The following is a 17,320-nucleotide window of genomic DNA, read 5'->3' as shown; positions in this document are numbered from 1 at the left end:
CAGTTCTGCGATGGCCTGGTAGAGCGGCAGGCAGAGCAGCGCCCGCTGCAGGTGGCGCTGGGCAAGGGCTGCACGGTATGGGTTCTTCAGTCCGATTCCCTCCTTCGCGCGCAGAGCATTCCAACTCTATGCGCGCCCACAGACGGGCATACCATCCGTGGCGGCCCGGACAGGAGGCCCCTCAGGCCGTGCAGAAAGACACTCAGGGACCGAACGGCTCACGATCCGGCGCGTACGCGCAACCCACGGCGCGGCGCATGCAGCAGAGGGGGAAAGAAGGTGGCTTCGGCGAAGCGGCCGGTCGTGCTGGTGGTGGACGACGAGCCCCGCATGCGGGAGCTGATCGGGCTCTACCTGAAGGGGGAGTTCGAGGTGATCGAGGCCGGGGACGGCCTCGCGGCGCTGCGGATGGTGCGCACCATGGACCCTGACCTCGTGCTGCTGGACGTGATGATGCCGCCGCCCGACGGCTGGGAGACGCTGCAGCACATCCGGGAGGAGTCCGCAGTGCCCGTGATCATGCTGACGGCCCGCGGCGGCGTGACGGATCGGGTGCAGGGACTCCGCATGGGTGCAGACGACTACATCGCCAAACCCTTCGACGGCCGGGAGTTGGCCGCCCGCGCGCAGGCGGTGCTACGGCGCGCGTCCGGGCAGGCGGCGACGCAGGTGCCGATCCGGCGCGGCAGCCTGACGATCCGGCCGGCCGAGCGGACGGCGGCGTACGGGGGCCGCCCGCTGAGCCTGACCCCGAAGGAGTTCGACCTGCTCACGCTGCTGGCGGCGCACCCGGGCCAGGTGTTCTCGCGGGAGAAGCTGCTCGACCGGATCTGGGGCCCGGACTACCAGGGCGACGCCCGCACGGTGGACAGCCACATCAAGAACCTGCGGGAGAAGCTCGGGGACGGGGCGGGACTGATCGTCACGGTGTGGGGCGTGGGCTACCGCTTCGCGGAGGTGACCGATGCAGAAGATTAGCCTGGTGGCCAGGTTCTGGCTCTCACTGACGCTGCTCCTGCTGCTTGTGCTGATCCCCATGGAGTATGCCCTGGATCAGCTGCTGGAGCGCTTCTACGCCACCCAGGTGACGGAGCCGCTGCTCTATCACAGCCGGCAGCTTGCCGACATGCTGGCGGCCGACGACGGGGCGCTGTCCGCGGCGCCGATGATGGCCGAGATGGTCGGCGGCGAGGTGCTGGTGCTGGACGCGGCCGGGCGGCCCCGGCTGTTCGAGGGCGCGTCGGCGATGGCGGCGCCCGAGGACGCGTCGCAGGCGGTGCTGGCCGGCCGGACGTACACGGGACAGCTGCGAACGGCCGAGGGGCGCACGTTCATCGTCACCGGCGTGCCGGTTCCGGGGGGCGCGGGGGCGGTGCTGCTGCTGGCGCCGGCGGACCGGCTGCGCCAGTCGTTCGACCTGGCCCGGCGCGGCCTGTGGCTGGCGGGCGGCGCCGCGCTGCTGCTGGGCGCCGGACTGGCCCTGGTGCTGGCCCGGAGCCTTACCCGCCCGGTGCTCGAGATGGAGCGGGTGACCGGGGCCATCGCGCGCGGCGATTTTTCGGCCCGCGTGGCCGTGGACGGCGCCGAGGAGCTGCACCGGCTCGGCCAGGCCATCAACCGGATGGCCGAGCAGCTGGAGACCCACGAGCGCCGCCGGCGGGCGTTTCTGGCAGACGTGGCCCACGAACTGCGCACGCCGCTCTCCTACATCCGCGGCTATACCCAGGCCCTGGCCGAGGGGATTGTCACCGACCCGGCGGAGGTGCGGCGCTGCCAGCAGGTGGTGATGGACGAAGCGGACCGGGTGGGGCGGCTCGTCGACGATCTGCTGGATCTGGCGCAGATGGAAGAGGGGCACATGGCCTTTGAAATGGTGCCCCTGGACCTGCGGGTGCCCGCCCTGCAGGCCCTGGAAGCGGTCCGTCCCCGGGCGGAGGGGAAGGGCATCACGCTGGCGGTGAATCTCCCGGAGGTGCTCCCGCCGGTGCGCGCCGACGGCGGCCGGATTCAGCAGGTGCTGTTCAACCTGCTGGACAACGCCCTGCGCCACACCCCGCCGGGCGGTGAGGTCCGGGTGGATGTGGAGGCCAAGCCCGACGTCGTCACCGTGTGGGTGCGCGACACGGGGGAGGGCATTGACCCGGAGCAGCTTCCCCACGTGTTCGAACGTTTCCGTGGTCGGCGAAAGGGCGGCCTGGGCCTGGCGGTGGTGCGTTCGCTGGTCCGGGCGCACGGCGGCGAAGTCGGCGCCGAGTCGCGGCCTGGCGAAGGGGCAACCTTCTGGTTCCGGCTGCCGCGGGCGTGAGACGGGCCTCAGGGATCGGCCGGAGGCATGGGCGTCGGGGTGGGCTCCAGTCCCATCGCCTGGTACGCCTGGTCGATCTCCTGCCGGAGGCGGGCGAGGGATTTTCCTTCTTCGAGGCCGATCACCACGTCGCGCGTGATGTCCAGACAGATCTGGCACCCTGCGGCGTGCCAGTCGAACGCGGCCACCTCTCCGGTTTCATCCCGGTAGAAGTAGCAGTCGAAGTTGCTGGCGTGGAAGTCGCCGCAGCCGCAGTAGCAGGGGATGTGCTGCAGCTCGTGCGCGTGATGCGCCGCCGCCACGTACAGCGCCTGCATGTGCTCCGGCGAGGCCCGGTACCATTCGGGCGCCTCCGGGAACCCTTCCGGAAAGGTCGCCTCCTGTCCGGCTTCCGGCTCATGGGAGGGCCCCGGCGAAGAGCAGCCGGCGGTCAGGCCCATCAGGGCGACCAGGAGCAGGGCCACAGCCGCCAGGGCGCCGATGGCTGGGTACGTTTGTGGGAACGCGCGGGTCTTCATCATGAACACCCCCATTTTCAGCGTGCGTCAGTCCCAGTTTCGCTCCTGACTGTGAAGAAAGTGTGAAGAGGGACCCGCCGGGGATGGGCCGCACGGTTTCCGAAGACACAGAAGAGCCGAGTCGCGGGAGTTTCCCTGACTCGGCTCAGATTGTGGGGTTATGTGTGGGCAGGCCGCCCGCGGCGGTCAGTCCGCTGCGTCGCCCAGGTTCTCTGTGGTCCCTGCGGGTTCCTCGGCGGCGGTTTCCAGTTCCGTCTCCATCGCGAAGCCGATACCGTGGACCGCTTCAGCCGTCACCAGCCCTACTTCCCAGTTTGCCTCAAAGGTCGAATAGGTGAACACCGAAACAGTCCCTCCTTCCCGCGGGCACGGGCGCACCGCCCCGGCGCTTCTGGTTCCAGCATAGCAGGAGGACGCTTCGCAATCGGGCGATTTGCGGCGAAATGCCGGTATTGGCGAACAGAACGCAGGTTGCGCCTTCCGTCCCACAGCCCGGGTGCCGGTCATCTGCCCTTCCGCGCAGTTCGCCGCTGGAAAATGCGCTTCACCGGATATGGCAGGAAACGGAGCGATGCCTTTACTTTTTGAGGTAGGTAAGGTATGTTTAGTGGTAGCAATTTTCCAATGTTGAATCGCGTGACTCCAAGACGCTCACCATGCCCGGACCTGTCAGACAGCTCTAAGGGGGGCAGACCATGGAACGGCTTATCGGCGTAGATCTTGGCTACGGATTCGTCAAGGCCACGGACGGCCGGGAAGGTTTCCTCTTCCCGAGCGTTGTCGGCGACGGCAGCCCGCATCAACCGCTGCGGCTCGCATCCCAGGAGGCCGACCCCACCGACAATCTGCGTCTGCAGATCGGCGACAGGGTCTACCACGTGGGAACCCTGGCCGTGCGCCAGTCCCGCATGGCCTACCGGTCCCTCTCGGTCCTGCGCGACGAGGGCAACGACTTGCTCGTCCTGTTCCTGACGGCGCTCAGCCTGTTCTGTCATGAACCCAACACGACGTTCTCCGTCGTCACCGGCCTGCCGCCGGGCCGCATGCACCTGGCGGACGAGTTCATCCGCAGCGTGAGGGGCGACCACCGGGTCGTCCGCTACCGCGCTGCCAACCCCGAGGAGCTTTATCTGCGGGTCGACCGGGTGACCGTGGTTCCGCAGCCGCTGGGCACGTACTGGTCCCAGGTGCTGGATTCCCGGGGCCAGCTGCAGCCGCACGCGGCCGCGGAGGGCAGGGTCGGCATCATCGACATCGGTTTCCGCACGACGGACCTGGTGACGGTGGAGGCGGGTGAATACGTGCCGGAGCAGAGCCGCACCGTGCCGACCGGCCTCTCCGCAGCCTACGGCGCGGTGGCCGCCGCCCTGCTGCGGGAGTACGGCATCGAGCGCGAGAACCACGCGCTCGACGAGGCGATCATCTCGGGCGAGATCGGTGTCAGCGGGCGGCGGGTGGACATCACCGGGCTCCGGGAGCAGGCCTTCGAGCAGCTGGCCACCAAGGTGCTGGTGGAGATCCGCTCCACCTGGCAGGTCGCCGACTACGACTACCTGTGGTTCACCGGCGGCGGCGGCCAGGCCCTGCAGCGGTACCTGGTGCCGAAGTTCCCGCAGGCGAGCCTGATTGGGGATCCGCTGACGGCCAACAGCCGCGGCTACCTGGCCTGGGCCCACTACATCTACGGGACCGGCGGTGCGCCCTGGACGGAGCGGACTCCGGTGAATCCGCAGCCCCAGTAAGGGTGACCGCACATGTTCGGGTGGCGTCGGAAGCTGGATACGCAGCCGCATTCCGTGATTGACCGGGGAACCGAAGTCCACGGCCCCATCCACTCGCGCGGGACGCTGGAGGTGCGCGGGCACATTCGCGGGCCGGTCATCCACGACGGAAAGCTGGTCGTCGCGCCGGGCGGGGTGTGCGCCGGCCCGGTGCGCTCGGTCGACCTCTACCTGCAGGGCGAGATCCACGGCGACGTCACGGTGACGGGCACCCTGCGGATCGGCAACGGTGGGCAGCTGTTCGGCGATGCCGACTGCCGCCGCCTGGTGATCGATCCCGGCGGGCGCTTCGTGGGCATCAACCGCTCGGACGCGGAGGGACAGCCGGCCGGAGACGCCACCGCGGCCGGATCGCCGCCGCCGCCGGCCCAGCCGGCGCCGAGCGCGCCGGCGGCGCGGAGGCCCGTGGCGGCGCCTGCGGCCGATCCCGCGCGGCAGGATGGCCGGCCGCCCGCCCTGGAGCCTTCCGGGGAGCCCGGGCCGGCGACCTCCATCGTCTTCCACGGGTACATGCGGTCCAGACGCAGACTGGCGCCCACGGCGTCTGACCACGAAGAGTGACCGAATCCCCCTGCCCGCTGGCGGCAGGGGGATCGTCTTCCGGATCTGCCGGTGGCTCCCGGCGTAACCCCCGCACCCCGCGGAGGCGTCTAAAGTACGACCATACGTGCATTCGGCAAGCTGGAGGCAGGTTGCATGGAGCCGATCGATCGTGAGGTTGTGCAGCAGCGGCTGCAGTCCTTTGTCAACACCGATGTCTACCTCCACCTGGAGACGACCAACGGCGCCTACGCCGGCGAGTTCTCCGGGGGGAGCGGGATGGCGGTCTGCGCCTTCATCCGCAACGCCCGGGTGCGGTTCCGCCGCGCCCAGATCACGGGCTCCGGTCCGTACCGCGTGGGGCTGCAGATGGAGTCCGGCGGGGGCTGGACCTACGCCGAGGGCCTGACGGATTACGAGGTGGACGACCAGGGCCGGCTGCTGCTGGCCGGCCACGACGCCGACGGCTGTCTGGCGATCGCCCTGGAGCTGAGCCACACGCCGTTTCCCATGTAGGAGGTCAGACCGTGAAGGAGCACCTGCTGGTCATCATGCCGCATCCCGACGACGAGACCTTTGCGGTGGGCGGCACCATCGCCCTCCACGCCCGGCGGGGCGTGCCCGTCACCTACGTGTGCGGCACCCGGGGCGAGATGGGCCGGCGCATGGGCCGGCCGCCGTTTGCCACGCGCGAGAGCCTGCCCGTGCTGCGCGAGAAGGAACTGCGTGAGGCGTGCCGCATCCTGGGCATCACCGACCTGCGCTTCCTCGGGCTGTGGGACAAGACCGTGGAGTTCGAGGACCCCGAGGCCCTGGCCGCGCGCCTGAAGGCCATCATCGAGGAGATCCGGCCGTCCTTGATCATCACCTACCACCCCGACTACAGCGTGCACCCCGACCACATGGCCCTGGGCCGGGCGACGATCCGGGCGGTGGAGCTCCTGCCCCCGGAGGAGCGGCCGCCGGTGCACACCCGGGCCTTCGGCAAGGCGTCGGCGGTGCTGGGTGAACCTGACCTGGTGGTGGATGTGCGGCCGGTCTGGGAGACAAAGTTGGCCGCCATCCGGGCGCACCGCTCGCAGAGCCAGCTCGTGCTCGACAGAGCGGCTGCCGATCCGGAGGAGCAGGAGCGGCTGCGCCGGGAGCGGGAGCTGGAGCGGTTCTACGTGTGGAAGTTCGACAACTAAACTGGGCGGCCCCCGGAGCGCATCCGGGGGCCGCTGTGCCAGGCAAGCCGCTCTGCGCGCGCCGGCTGCCAGGGCGGCGCTTGTGTGGCACGAATCTTGCATGAGATGATGGAAAGGTGGAAGTGGCGAAAGGGTAGTGGTGATCCGCCGCCTGTCCCGCCCGCATAATCCGGCCGGGCAAGGCGGAGGTTAGGAAACGACGTACTCCCGGGCCGTGACCTTGCCCGTGGTGAAGTGGTGGATCCAGTCGGCGAGCAGGTCCGCGTGCCGCGCAAACTCGTCCCGGTCGTACAGCGGCGGGCCGAAGAGCACCGCGACGCAGCGGCGGGTTCCCTCATGCGTGGCGGTCCGGGCAGAGTCGGTAATGGGCGAACCGCAGGGGCCGGCAGCATCCCGCAGCACGGGCTTGCCCCGGGTCTCCATCTCCGTGCCTGCCAGCGTCAGGTAGCGCTCGCCCTCCCGGCCTGAGCCGAACACCAGGGCGCCGCCCTCCAGCCGGTCCGCGTCGTACAGCCCGATGGGCAGCCCGGACGCCGCTGACCAGACGTTCACCAGATCGACGATCAGGCTCACCCGGGGGAGCCCGTCCCCCTTTACGATGCGCCGGAGCAGCCGCTCGGAGGACACCCGGTACCGGGCGGGATCCGTCCCCATGGCTTTCAGCGCCTTGCGCCAGCCGGCGATGGCCGGCAGCCGGCTGATCTCCTCCATCTGGAGCCCGGCCCGGGTCTGGGCCACGGTCGCGTCGACCAGGGCCTGCAGGGCGCCGGAGGCCGGGCCGTTCTCCAGGCCTTCGACCTGCAGGAGCCCCAGCGTGACGAAGGGAAGCTGCTGGCTCAGGTCCGGATCGATCTTCAGCTGCAGCACAAGCACCCCCTTTCCACCGCGACTCCGCATGGATACGCCGGAAATAGTACCGAATCCTGCTGGACACCGGCGCAGGGATCCCGGATACTAATGTTAAACGTCTTTGCGGAAGTTACCGAGAAGGAGTGTCCGCCCCATGGTAGAGAGAGCTTTCACGCTCAGCAACCCGACAGGTCTGCACGCCAGGCCCGCAGCGCTGTTCGTCAAGGAAGTCCAGAAGTTCGCCGACACGGAAATCTTCGTCCGCAAGGGCGACAAGGAGGTCTCGGCCCGCTCCCTGCTTTCCCTGCTGAGCCTCGGGATCTCGCAGGGTGAGACCATCGTGATCCGCTGCCAGGGCCCCCAGGAGGAGGAAGCCATGACTGCGCTGGCCGCGCTGATTGAGGGTGGGCTCGGTGAGTGAGCGGATCTTGCAGGGCGTGGCGGCCGCTTCCGGCGTGGCGGTCGGCCCGGCGCTCGTTTACCGGGAAGGGCAGCCTGAGACCGCGGCGCGGCAGGCAGCCACGCCGGACGAGGAGCTGGCACGGTACGCGGCCGCCTGCAGGCGGGCCGAGGAAGAGCTGGATGCGCTGGCCGGGCGGGCCGATGCGCAGGCCCGGGACATCCTCACGGCACATCAGCTGATGCTCCAGGACCCGGAACTGCACAACTTCGTGGAGGCGGCCATCCGGGAGGGGCAACCGGCCGAGGCGGCGGTGCGGACGGCGGTGGAGCAGTTCGCCGGCATGCTGGAGGCGCTGGACGACGAGTACCTCCGCGAGCGCGCCGCGGATGTGCGCGACGTGGGCCGGCGGCTCGTGGCGGCCCTGACGGGGCGCACGGTCGGGATCGTGCTCCGGGAGCCGGCCGTGGTGGTTGCGCGCGACCTGGCCCCCACAGACACCATCGGGCTCGACCGTTCGCTTCTGCTGGGCATCGTGACGGAGCAGGGCGGCCCCACCTCCCATACCACCATCCTGGCCCGGTCCTGGGGCATTCCGGCGGTGGTGGCGACGCCGGGGGTGCTGGATGCCGCAGTCGACGGCATGACCGTCGCGCTGGACGGCGACACGGGCGAGGTGGTCCTCGACCCCGCAGCGGAGACCCGGAGCCGGTACGAGGCAGCCCTCGCGCGCGCCCGCGAACAGGCGGAGCGCGACCGGGCCGAGGCGTTGCTGCCGGCGGAGACGCCTGACGGCGTGCGGGTGGAACTGGCGGCCAACGCCGGTTCGCCGGCCGAAGTGGCCTTCGCCATGGAGAAGGGCGCCGAGGGGGTCGGCCTGCTGCGCTCCGAGTTCCTCTTCATGGGGCGCGACGCCGCGCCGACGGAGGAGGAGCAGTTCCAGGCCTATGCGGAGGCGCTTCGCAACGCCGGCGGCAAGCGGGTGATCATCCGCACGCTGGACATCGGCGGCGACAAGGACGTGCCCTACCTGGGCCTTGCGAAGGAGGAGAACCCCTTCCTGGGCGTGAGGGCCCTGCGGCTGTGCTTCCAGAGGCCGGAGCTGTTCCGGACCCAGCTGCGGGCGCTGCTGCGGGCCTCGGTGCACGGACGGCTGGCGATCATGTTCCCGATGGTGAGCGGCCTTGCTGACCTGCGCCGGGCGCAGGAAGCCCTGGCCGAGGCGCGGCGCTCGCTGGAGGCCGAAGGGCACCCGGTGGCGGACGACTACGAGGTCGGCATCATGGTGGAGATTCCGTCGGCGGCGCTGCTGGCCGACCACCTGGCGCCGGAGGTGGACTTCTTCTCCATCGGCACGAACGACCTGGTGCAGTACACCCTGGCGGTGGACCGGGGCAACCCGGAGCTCGCCGACATGTACCAGCCCTGGCACCCGGCCGTCCTGCGGCTGATCGACCAGGTGGTGAAGGCCGCGCACGCGGCGGGGAAATGGGTCGGCGTGTGCGGCGAGATGGGCGGCCTGCCCGAGGGGGCCCTGCTGCTCCTGGGCCTGGGCGTGGACGAGCTGTCGATGTCGCCCGCCCTCCTGCCGCGCATCCGCCGGCTGGTGCGCGCGACGCCGGCTGAGGAAGCCCGGGCGCTCGCGCAGCGCTGCCTGAGCCTGGGCACGCCCGAAGAGGTCCTGGCGCTGGTGGAGCCGCTGGTCCGCCGCGGCGGGTAGTCACGCTCGACACGAAAGGACCGCCCTGACCGGGGCGGTCCTTTTCCTTGCTCATCGACCGGCTAGGCGGATGGGTGCGCGGTGGGAACCCCCGTCCCGGCCGGAGCTTCCTGCTCCTCCAGCCGCTCCTCGAACTGGAGCCGCCAGAGCTTGTAGTACAGCCCTCGTTTCGCCAGCAGCTCCTCGTGGGTGCCCTGTTCGTGGATCCGGCCCTTGTGCAGCACGATGATCTGGTCGGCGTGCTGGATGGTGGAGAGCCGGTGTGCCACGATGAAGGTGGTGCGGCCCTTCGTCAGTTCCCTCAGCGCCTTCTGGATCCGCGCCTCCGTCTCGGAGTCGATGGACGCCGTGGCCTCGTCCAGCACCAGGATCGGCGGATCAAAGGCCAGGGCCCGGGCGAAGGAGAGCAGCTGCCGCTGCCCCGCAGAGAGGGTGGCGCCCCGCTCGGCGACGGGCTCGTCGTAGCCGTCGCGCAGCTCGCGGATAAACTCGTCCGCCCCGACGATGCGGGCTGCCTCCCGCACGCGCTCGTCGCTGATCTCGGTGTTGCCCAGCCGGATGTTGTAGGCGATGTCGCCGCTGAAGAGGAAGACGTCCTGCGCGACCAGGCCGATGGCCCGGCGCAGCTCGGCCGTGGAGACCTCCCGCACGTCGATGCCGTTGACCAGCACCTGGCCTTTCTGCACGTCGTAGAAGCGCATGAGCAGGTTGATGATGGAGGACTTGCCTGCCCCGGTGTGGCCGACGAAGGCGATGGTCTGCCCCGGCTCGGCCCGGAACGAGACGTCCTTCAGCACCCAGTCGCCCTCGTTGTAGGCGAACCAGACGCCCTTGAACTCCACCTCGCCGGTGACCCGGCCCAGGGGCTTGGGGTCCGGCGGATCCACGACGGCCGGCGGGGTGTCCAGCAGCATGAAGATGCGCTCGGCCGAGGCCATGGCGCTCTGCAGGATGTTGAACTTCTCCGCCAGCTGCATCAGCGGTTCGAAGAAGCGGCGGGAGAGGGTGACGAACAGCAGCAGGACGCCGGGGGTCAGGTTCCCGCCCAGAGCCTGCAGGCCGCCATACCAGAGCACCAGGGAGATGGTGATGTTGGCCAGCAGGTCGAGGATGGGCCGGAAGACGGCCCAGACCATGAGCTGCCGCCAGGAGGCCCGGTTGTACTCGTCGTTCTCGTGCTTGAACTCGGCGAAGGTCTGGGCCTCCCGGGCGAAGAGCTGCACGACCCGCATGCCGCTCACGTGCTCCGCGACGAAGGCGTTGATGCGGGCCAGCCGCACCCGCACCTCCCGCCAGGCGTCGCGGGCCCGGGTCGCGAAGAACCGGGTGTAGTAGGCGACCAACGGGACGAGGAGCAGGCTGACGCCGGCCAGCCTCGGGTGCGTGCTGATCATCACGACGGCCACGCCGACCAGCATGAAGACGTCGCGGAACAGGTTGACCAGCACGCTGGTGTACATCTCGTTCAGCGTCTCGGTGTCATTCGTCACCCGGGTGACCAGCCGTCCGGCCGGGCTCTGGTCGAAGAACTGCAGATGAAGCCGCTGCAGGTGGCCAAAAAGCTCCTTGCGGATGGCGTAGATGATCTTCTGCCCGGTCAGCTGGAGCAGGAGCACCTCGCCGTAGGAGACGACGAAGTTGGCGATGAGGGCCGCCGTCAGCCAGAGGGCGAGGCGGGTCAGGCCCTCCACCGCGGCCGGGTCCTCGATGCCGAGGACCAGGTACTGGTCGATCGCGGTCTGCACCAGCTTGGGCACCAGGAGGTCCAGGCTCACGGCCACCCCGAGCATGGCGATGCAGGCCAGCAGCGCCTTCCAGTGGGGCCGGGCGTAGGCGAGGAGACGGGCCATGAGTCGTGCGTCGTAGACCTTGCCAAGGGCCTCTTCTTCGCGAAAGTCCGCCATACTTTCCTCCTGTGTGAGCTACTCGAGGCTGGCGATGGCCTCCTCGAGCTGTTGGCGCTGGTAGGTGCGGAAGTAGCGGCCGCCCAGGGCGACCAGCTCCTCGTGGGTCCCGGACTCCACGATGCGGCCGCGCTCCAGCACGATGATCTGGTCCGCGGCCTTCACCGCCGCGACCCGGTGGGAGATGATGATGGTGGTGCGCTCTCGCATCACCGGCCGCAGGCCGCTGAGAATGCGCTGCTCGGTGGCGGTGTCGACGGCGGAGAGGCAGTCGTCGAGCACCAGGATCGGGGCGTCCTTCAGGACGGCCCGGGCCAGGCTCACCCGCTGCCGCTGGCCCCCGGAGAGCGTCACCCCTCGCTCGCCGACCATCGTCTCGTACCCGTCGGGCAGGAACTCCAGGATGTCCTGCTCCACGTGGGCCGTGCGGGCGGCCTGCCGGATCTGCTCCGGAGTCCACTCGCCCGGCGCGAAGCCGATGTTCTCGCCCACCGTGCGGGAGAAGAGGAAGGCCTCCTGGGGCACAGCGGCGATGGAGCGCCGGAGCAGATCGAGGGGCAGGTCGAGTACGTCGACGCCGTCGATGAAGATGGTGCCCCGGGGCGGGTTGAAGACCCGGGCCAGCAGCGAGGCCAGCGTGGACTTGCCGCTGCCTGTGCGCCCGAGGATGCCCAGGGTCTGGCCCGGGGCGATGTGCAGGTTGATGCCGTCCAGCGCCGGCGGCGAGTCGGGGGTGTACTGGAAGGTGAGGTCGCGGATGACGATCTCGCCCCGGATCCGGCCGCCCTCCGGGACCACGGTCTCCGCCGCATCCCGGACCTCGGGTTCGGTGAGCAGCACCTCGCGGATGCGGGCGAAGGCGGCGAAGCCCCGCTGGATGATGTGGACCACCCACCCGGCCGCGATCATCGGCCAGATGAGCATGCCGATGTACATCGTGAGCGCGGAGAAATCACCCAGCGAGATCTCGCCGCGAAGGACCGCCCGGCCGGGGACCAGCAGGGCGACGACGAAACAGAGCCCGGCGAACAGGTTGACCACCGGGTCGAAGAGGCCGTCGATGCGCATCATCGCCATGAAGCGGCGGATGTAGTCCCGGTTGGCCTCGTCGAACTTGGCTTCCTCCGCCGCCTCCTGGGTGTAGGCCTTCACGACCCGGACGCCGGAAATGTTCTCCTGCACCACGTCCGAGAGCCGGGCGAAGCTGTCCTGCACCGCCCGGGAGCGGGCGAAGATCGCCCGCCCGACCGCCGCGATGAGCACGGCCAGGAACGGAAGCGGCAGCAGCGCCCAGAGTGAGAGCTTCAGCCCGATGGTGGAGATCATGGCGATGAGCGTGAAGAGGGTCATGGCCACCGCGTCCGCGACCATGAGCACGCCCTCGCCGGCGATGCCCCGCACCGCCTGGAGGTCGTTGGTGGCCATCGCCATGATGTCGCCGGTCTTGTGCCGGTGGAAGAAGGAAGCGGAGAGCCGCTCCAGGTGCGCGAAGAGGTCTGCGCGCAGGTCCCGCTCGACCAGGCGCGCGGTGCCGAAGACGAAAATCCGCCACACGAAGCGGAGAAAGGCGATGAAGAGGGCCGTGCCGATGATGAATGCCAGATACCGGTAGATCCCTGCGACGTTCAGGTTCCCGGCCTCCAGGTCGTCCACAAACATGCCGATCAGGCGGGGCGTGACCTGCTGCAGGAGGTCCGTGCCGGCCAAGGCCAGGACGCCCAGCAGGTAACGCCACTTGTAGCGGCCCAGAAACCGGAAGAGAGAGCTGTGAGAGGACGACATAAGCACCTCGCCGCTTCAACGTAAGGTTGACGAGAGATCAGTGGCCCGCAACATGAATAGACGTCCCCTGCGTGCCTTGAGTTCCGCGTGATTCTGAGTGCTCCGAAAAGCGCCGATCCCCCGGTCTGCACCGGGGGATCGGTATGCGCAGCCGCTACATGGCTGCCGTCTCCGCCCGGGCCGCAACGCGGCGGCGGACCCTTGCCACCAGGTCGTCGAAGAGCGTATAGACGACCGGGATGACCACCAGCGTCAGCAGGGTGGAGAGGGTCAGGCCGCCGATGACGACGGTGGCCAGCGGCGCCTCCAGCTCGGCGCCCTCGCCCAGCCCCAGGGCCAGCGGCAGGAGGCCCAGCACCGTGGTCAGGGTGGTCATCAGCACCGGCCGCAGCCGCCGCGGGCCGGTGATGCGCACGGCCTCGTCCCGGTCCAGCCCGCGCCGGCGGAGCTGGTTGATGTAGTCCACCAGGACGATCGCGTTGTTGACGACCACGCCTGCCAGCAGGATGAGGCCGATCATGGCGGACATGTCCATGCTCCGGCCGGTCAGCACCAGCGCCAGCACCGCGCCCACCAGGGCGAGCGGGATGGTGAAGAGGATGACGAACGGGTGCAGGAACGACTCGAACTGTGCCGCCATCACCAGGTAGACCAGCGCGACGGAGAAGACCAGGGTCTGCAGCAGGCCGCTGATCGCCTCATCCATCAGCTCGTAGTCGCCGCCGTAGCCGATTTCGTATCCCGACGGCAGCGGGAGGCGGGAAAGGCGCGCCTTGATGTCGTTGGTGACGCTGCCCAGGTCACGGCCGTGGATCTGGCCGATGATCTTCACCACGCGCATCTGGTCCTCGCGGTCGACGGTGGTGGGGCCCACGCCCCGGGTGAGCTCCGCCAGCTCGCCCAGCGGGACGGTCTGCCCGAGCGGGGTGGCGATGGGCAGCTGCCGGAGCGCGTCCACGTTGTTCCGGGCGCTCTCGGTGGCCTGCAGCCGGATGTCGACCTCCTCGCCGCCCACCCGGTACTGGGTGACCACCTGCCCGCGCACCGCCGACTGGACGGCCGCGGCCACCTGGCTGGCGCTGAGGCCGTAAGAGGCGGCCCGTGCGCGGTCGACCCGGATCTGAATCTCGGGCAGCCCCTCGCTGATGGAGGTGTCGAGCCCGCGGGCGCCGGGCACCTGCGCGACCTCGGCCAGGACCTGCTGCGAAAGTTCCCGCAGCACCTCCAGGTCAGGCCCCTTGATCTGCACCTCGATGTCGTTGCCGCCCGTCTCGATCATGCCGGCGGTGGAGACGGTCACCTTGGCGCCGGGCAGCACGATGCGGTTCCTGACGTCCTCCACGACCTCCTGCAGGCTGCGGCGCCGCTCATCCGGCCGGGAGAGGGCGCCGGAGATGAAGGCCTGGTGAGACTCGCCGCCGGTGCTGTAAGCGCTGCCGGAGGCGCCCACCGCGACGTAGAGGCTGCGCAGCTCGGGCAGATCCTTGATCTGCTCCACCGCCCGTTCGACGGCCGCCTGGGTCTGCTCGAACTGGGTGCCGGGCGGCATCTGGATGCTGACCCGGAACTCGCTGGTGTCGCTGGTGGGGATGAAGTCCAGGCCCATCCGCCCCAGGACCAGGAGGGACAGGGCCAGGGAGGCGGCCCCGATGGCCACCACCTGCCACCGGTGCCCGAGGGCCCAGTCCAGCAGCCGGCCGTAGACGGCCTCCAGCCGCTCCAGCCGCCCGGCGATCCAGGCGGAGAGCCGGGCGATACGCGGGTTCTCGCGCCGGGCCGGACGGTCCTCCAGGAGCCGGGGGGCCATCATCGGCACCAGCGTCATAGAGGTCAGCAGCGACATCATCAGGGAGAAGGAGATGGTCAGCGCCAGCTCACGGAAGAAGAGCTGCGCCAGACCAGTGATCCAGACCACGGGGAGGAACACGACGACCGTGGTGAGGGTAGAGGCCGTGACGGCCAGGCCCACCTCGGCCGTGCCGTCCTCCGCCGCCTGGACGATGTCCTTCCCCATCTCCTTGTGGCGGAAAATGTTCTCCAGCACCACGATGGAGGAGTCCACCATCATGCCCACGCCCAGCGCGAGGCCGCCCAGCGAGATGATGTTGAGCGTGATGCCGCTGAAGAAGACCGGCCCGAAGGTGGAGATGATCGCGACGGGGATGCTGACGGCGATGGCGAAGGTCGCCCGCAGGTGCCGGAGGAAGAACAGCAGCACCAGGATGGCCAGGATGGCGCCCTGCAGGCCGTTGGTGGCGACGGACTCCAGCGAGGTGACCACCATGCGGGAGGTGTCGGAGAGGACGGTGGCCTGCACCTGACCCGGCAGCTCGGCCTCGATCTTCTTCAGCTCGGCCTTGACGGCGTTGGCCACCGCCACGGAGTTGCCGCCGCTCTGCTTCTGGATGTCCAGCGAGACGGCGGGACGCCCGTTGAGCCAGACCATCGACTCGGCCTCGGCGAAGGTGTCGCGCACCTCGGCGATGTCGCCCAGCCGCACCGGTCCGAGCCGCAGGTCGCGGATCTCATCGACGGACGCATACTGGCCGATGGTGCGCACCAGCAGGTTGACCGTGCCCTCGGGGACCTCGCCGCCGGGGAGGTTCAGGTTCTCATAGGCCAGCAGCTGCGCCACCTGGGTCATGGAGAGGCCGAAGGACTGCAGGCGGGCGGGGTCGACGATCACCTGGATCTCCCGCTCCAGGCCGCCGCTGACGTTCACGGAGGCGACGCCCTGCAGCCGCTCCAGCCGCGGCTTGATCCGGTCCTCGGCCAGGGACTTCAGCTCGGCCAGGTCGTCGGAGCCGGTGAGGGCGATGGTCAGCACCGGCAGCGCGGTGGGGTCGATCTTGAACACCATGGGGGCCTCCGTGCCGTCGGGCAGGTAGCCCCGGACCTGGTCGACCTTCTCGCGGATGGAGAGGGCGGCCTGGTCCATGTCGGTGCCGTAGTCAAACTCGACGATGACCAGGGACGTGCCCTCGGAGCTGGAGGAGGAGACCTTGGTGACGCCGGGCACGGTGCCCACGACTTCCTCCATGGGGCGGGAGACGTGCGCCTCGACCTCCTCCGGCCCTGCCCCCTCGTACCGGGTCACCACCACCGCCAGGGGAAACTCCATGGCGGGGTAGAGGTCCAGGGGAAGCCGGGTCAGCGAGACCACGCCGATCACGGCGGTGATCAGGTAGAAGACGATGGTGGGGACTGGGTGGCGGATGGAGAACCGGATGAGGGGCCTCACTGGTCAGGCCCTCCTCCCACGCGCACGGGGGCGCCGTCGTAGAGCCGGTTCTGCCCCGCCACCACCACCTGGTCGCCGGCGGCCACGCCCTCGACCAGCGCCTGCTCGTCGGAGCGGACGGCGACCGTGACCGGCGTGCGGTGGGCCACGCCGTCCCTGACCACGTACACGTGGGGTTCGCCGCCGCTTTCCACCAGGGCTTCGACCGGCACCAGCACGCCGTCCTGCTCAGACAGCGGGATGCTGACCTCGGCAAACATGCCGCCCTTCAGCACGCCGTCGGGATTGGGCAGGGTGACCCGCACCCGGTAGGAGCGGGTCTGCAGGTCCATCTGCGGGCTCACGGACTCCACCTCGCCGGTGAAGGTCCGGCCCAGCGCGGGGACGGAGACGGAGACCGCCACCCCCGGGCGGACGGCGTTGATGGCCGCCTCGGCCACCCCTGCCTCCACGACCACCGTGGAGAGGTCGACCAACTGGAACAGCGGGGTGCCCGCGCCGACCATGCCGCCGGGCTCCACGTAACGGGCCGCCAGCACGCCGTCGGCCGGGGCGGTGATGCGGGCGCCCTCGTAGCTGGAGGTGACCAGCTCAAGCTGCGCACGCGCCGCCTCCACCTGGGCTTCCGCCAGGGTCAGCTGGGTGCGGATCTGCTCCGCCTGGCTGCGGGAGACCGCGCCCTGCTCCAGGAGCATCTCCAGCCGGGAGGCCTGCCGGGCCGCCTCGGCCCGCTGGGCCTCGGCCTGGGCGTACTGGGCCTGCGCGGCGGCCAGCTGGCTGGCCAGGTCCTTGTCATCCAGCTCCGCCAGGAGGTCGCCTTCCTGGACGGCGTCGCCCATCTGCTTGTGCACCGCGACCACCTTGCCCGGGACCTTGGCGGTGATCACGACGCTCCGGATCGGACTCAGCTGGCCGGAGGCCCGGCTCATGGCGGTGAGCGTCCCGGTGCGGGCCTCTGTAACCGCAACCGCCACGGCCTCCACCGTGGGTTCGCTGTTCTGGCCGGAGGCCAGGCCGCAGCCCGACAGGATCAGGGCGCACAGCGCCAGCCATGCCGCGGGGAAAAAACGCTTCATCTCACGCGCACCTCCAG

General features: G+C 69.7%; 15 protein-coding genes. 8 read left to right on the top strand and 7 right to left on the bottom strand.

Annotated features, from left to right (window positions below; all coding sequences use genetic code 11):
• The first annotated feature begins 279 nt into the window (after positions 1-279).
• Entirely contained in the window at positions 280-978 is a 699-nt protein-coding gene (locus ACZ5UM_RS04690) for a response regulator transcription factor (RefSeq protein ID WP_464847196.1), read from the top strand.
• Entirely contained in the window at positions 965-2,305 is a 1,341-nt protein-coding gene (locus ACZ5UM_RS04685) for a sensor histidine kinase (protein WP_464847195.1), read from the top strand. Before ACZ5UM_RS04690 ends, ACZ5UM_RS04685 begins: the two co-directional genes overlap by 14 nt.
• 8 nt (positions 2,306-2,313) lie before the next feature.
• Here the strand turns inward: ACZ5UM_RS04685 and ACZ5UM_RS04680 are convergent, their stop codons facing one another.
• Both ACZ5UM_RS04680 and ACZ5UM_RS04675 read right to left on the bottom strand, forming a co-directional pair.
• Positions 2,314-2,826 carry a PCYCGC motif-containing (lipo)protein gene (locus tag ACZ5UM_RS04680; RefSeq protein ID WP_464847194.1) on the bottom strand — a complete coding sequence of 171 codons (513 nt, stop codon included), beginning with the start codon at positions 2,824-2,826 and terminating at the stop codon, positions 2,314-2,316.
• Between the two features lie 183 nt (positions 2,827-3,009).
• On the bottom strand, positions 3,010-3,165 hold the full coding sequence (locus tag ACZ5UM_RS04675) for a hypothetical protein (RefSeq protein ID WP_464847193.1): 156 nt from the start codon (positions 3,163-3,165) through the stop codon (positions 3,010-3,012).
• 353 nt (positions 3,166-3,518) lie between these two features.
• On the opposite strand from ACZ5UM_RS04675, the gene ACZ5UM_RS04670 reads away from it, so the two are divergent.
• The 4 genes from ACZ5UM_RS04670 to bshB2 all read left to right on the top strand — a co-directional run bounded on the left by ACZ5UM_RS04670 (position 3,519) and on the right by bshB2 (position 6,331).
• Positions 3,519-4,565 (top strand): ParM/StbA family protein, encoded by a 1,047-nt coding sequence (locus ACZ5UM_RS04670; protein ID WP_464847192.1) that lies wholly within the window; start codon positions 3,519-3,521, stop codon positions 4,563-4,565.
• A gap of 12 nt (positions 4,566-4,577) precedes the next feature.
• Positions 4,578-5,165 carry a bactofilin family protein gene (locus tag ACZ5UM_RS04665; RefSeq protein WP_464847191.1) on the top strand — a complete coding sequence of 196 codons (588 nt, stop codon included), beginning with the start codon at positions 4,578-4,580 and terminating at the stop codon, positions 5,163-5,165.
• A 135-nt stretch (positions 5,166-5,300) separates the two neighbouring features.
• Positions 5,301-5,660, top strand: a complete 360-nt coding sequence (locus tag ACZ5UM_RS04660) for a YojF family protein (protein ID WP_464847190.1) — start codon at positions 5,301-5,303, stop codon at positions 5,658-5,660.
• An 11-nt stretch (positions 5,661-5,671) separates the two neighbouring features.
• Positions 5,672-6,331: a bacillithiol biosynthesis deacetylase BshB2 gene (bshB2, locus tag ACZ5UM_RS04655; protein WP_464847189.1), complete on the top strand. Its 660-nt coding sequence runs from the start codon at positions 5,672-5,674 to the stop codon at positions 6,329-6,331.
• 189 nt (positions 6,332-6,520) lie between these two features.
• Here the strand turns inward: bshB2 and ACZ5UM_RS04650 are convergent, their stop codons facing one another.
• Positions 6,521-7,204: a B3/B4 domain-containing protein gene (locus ACZ5UM_RS04650; protein ID WP_464847188.1), complete on the bottom strand. Its 684-nt coding sequence runs from the start codon at positions 7,202-7,204 to the stop codon at positions 6,521-6,523.
• Between the two features lie 130 nt (positions 7,205-7,334).
• On the opposite strand from ACZ5UM_RS04650, the gene ACZ5UM_RS04645 reads away from it, so the two are divergent.
• Both ACZ5UM_RS04645 and ptsP read left to right on the top strand, forming a co-directional pair.
• A complete protein-coding gene (locus tag ACZ5UM_RS04645; protein ID WP_464847187.1) occupies positions 7,335-7,601 on the top strand; it encodes an HPr family phosphocarrier protein in 267 nt (88 codons plus the stop codon).
• On the top strand, positions 7,594-9,300 hold the full coding sequence (ptsP, locus tag ACZ5UM_RS04640; RefSeq protein ID WP_464847186.1) for a phosphoenolpyruvate--protein phosphotransferase: 1,707 nt from the start codon (positions 7,594-7,596) through the stop codon (positions 9,298-9,300). The genes ACZ5UM_RS04645 and ptsP overlap by 8 nt, the downstream gene beginning before the upstream one ends.
• A gap of 62 nt (positions 9,301-9,362) precedes the next feature.
• Here the strand turns inward: ptsP and ACZ5UM_RS04635 are convergent, their stop codons facing one another.
• The 4 genes from ACZ5UM_RS04635 to ACZ5UM_RS04620 all read right to left on the bottom strand — a co-directional run bounded on the left by ACZ5UM_RS04635 (position 9,363) and on the right by ACZ5UM_RS04620 (position 17,303).
• On the bottom strand, positions 9,363-11,204 hold the full coding sequence (locus ACZ5UM_RS04635) for an ABC transporter ATP-binding protein (protein ID WP_464847185.1): 1,842 nt from the start codon (positions 11,202-11,204) through the stop codon (positions 9,363-9,365).
• 18 nt (positions 11,205-11,222) lie between these two features.
• Positions 11,223-12,986, bottom strand: a complete 1,764-nt coding sequence (locus ACZ5UM_RS04630) for an ABC transporter ATP-binding protein (RefSeq protein WP_464847184.1) — start codon at positions 12,984-12,986, stop codon at positions 11,223-11,225.
• Between the two features lie 154 nt (positions 12,987-13,140).
• On the bottom strand, positions 13,141-16,227 hold the full coding sequence (locus ACZ5UM_RS04625) for an efflux RND transporter permease subunit (RefSeq protein WP_464847183.1): 3,087 nt from the start codon (positions 16,225-16,227) through the stop codon (positions 13,141-13,143).
• A complete protein-coding gene (locus ACZ5UM_RS04620) occupies positions 16,224-17,303 on the bottom strand; it encodes an efflux RND transporter periplasmic adaptor subunit (RefSeq protein ID WP_464847182.1) in 1,080 nt (359 codons plus the stop codon). Before ACZ5UM_RS04620 ends, ACZ5UM_RS04625 begins: the two co-directional genes overlap by 4 nt.
• Between the last annotated feature and the right edge of the window lie 17 nt (positions 17,304-17,320).

The sequence above is a fragment of the Symbiobacterium ostreiconchae genome (assembly GCF_055396975.1).
Note: the sequence above shows the minus strand (reverse complement) of the source record. Positions and strands in the feature narration are given on the sequence as shown.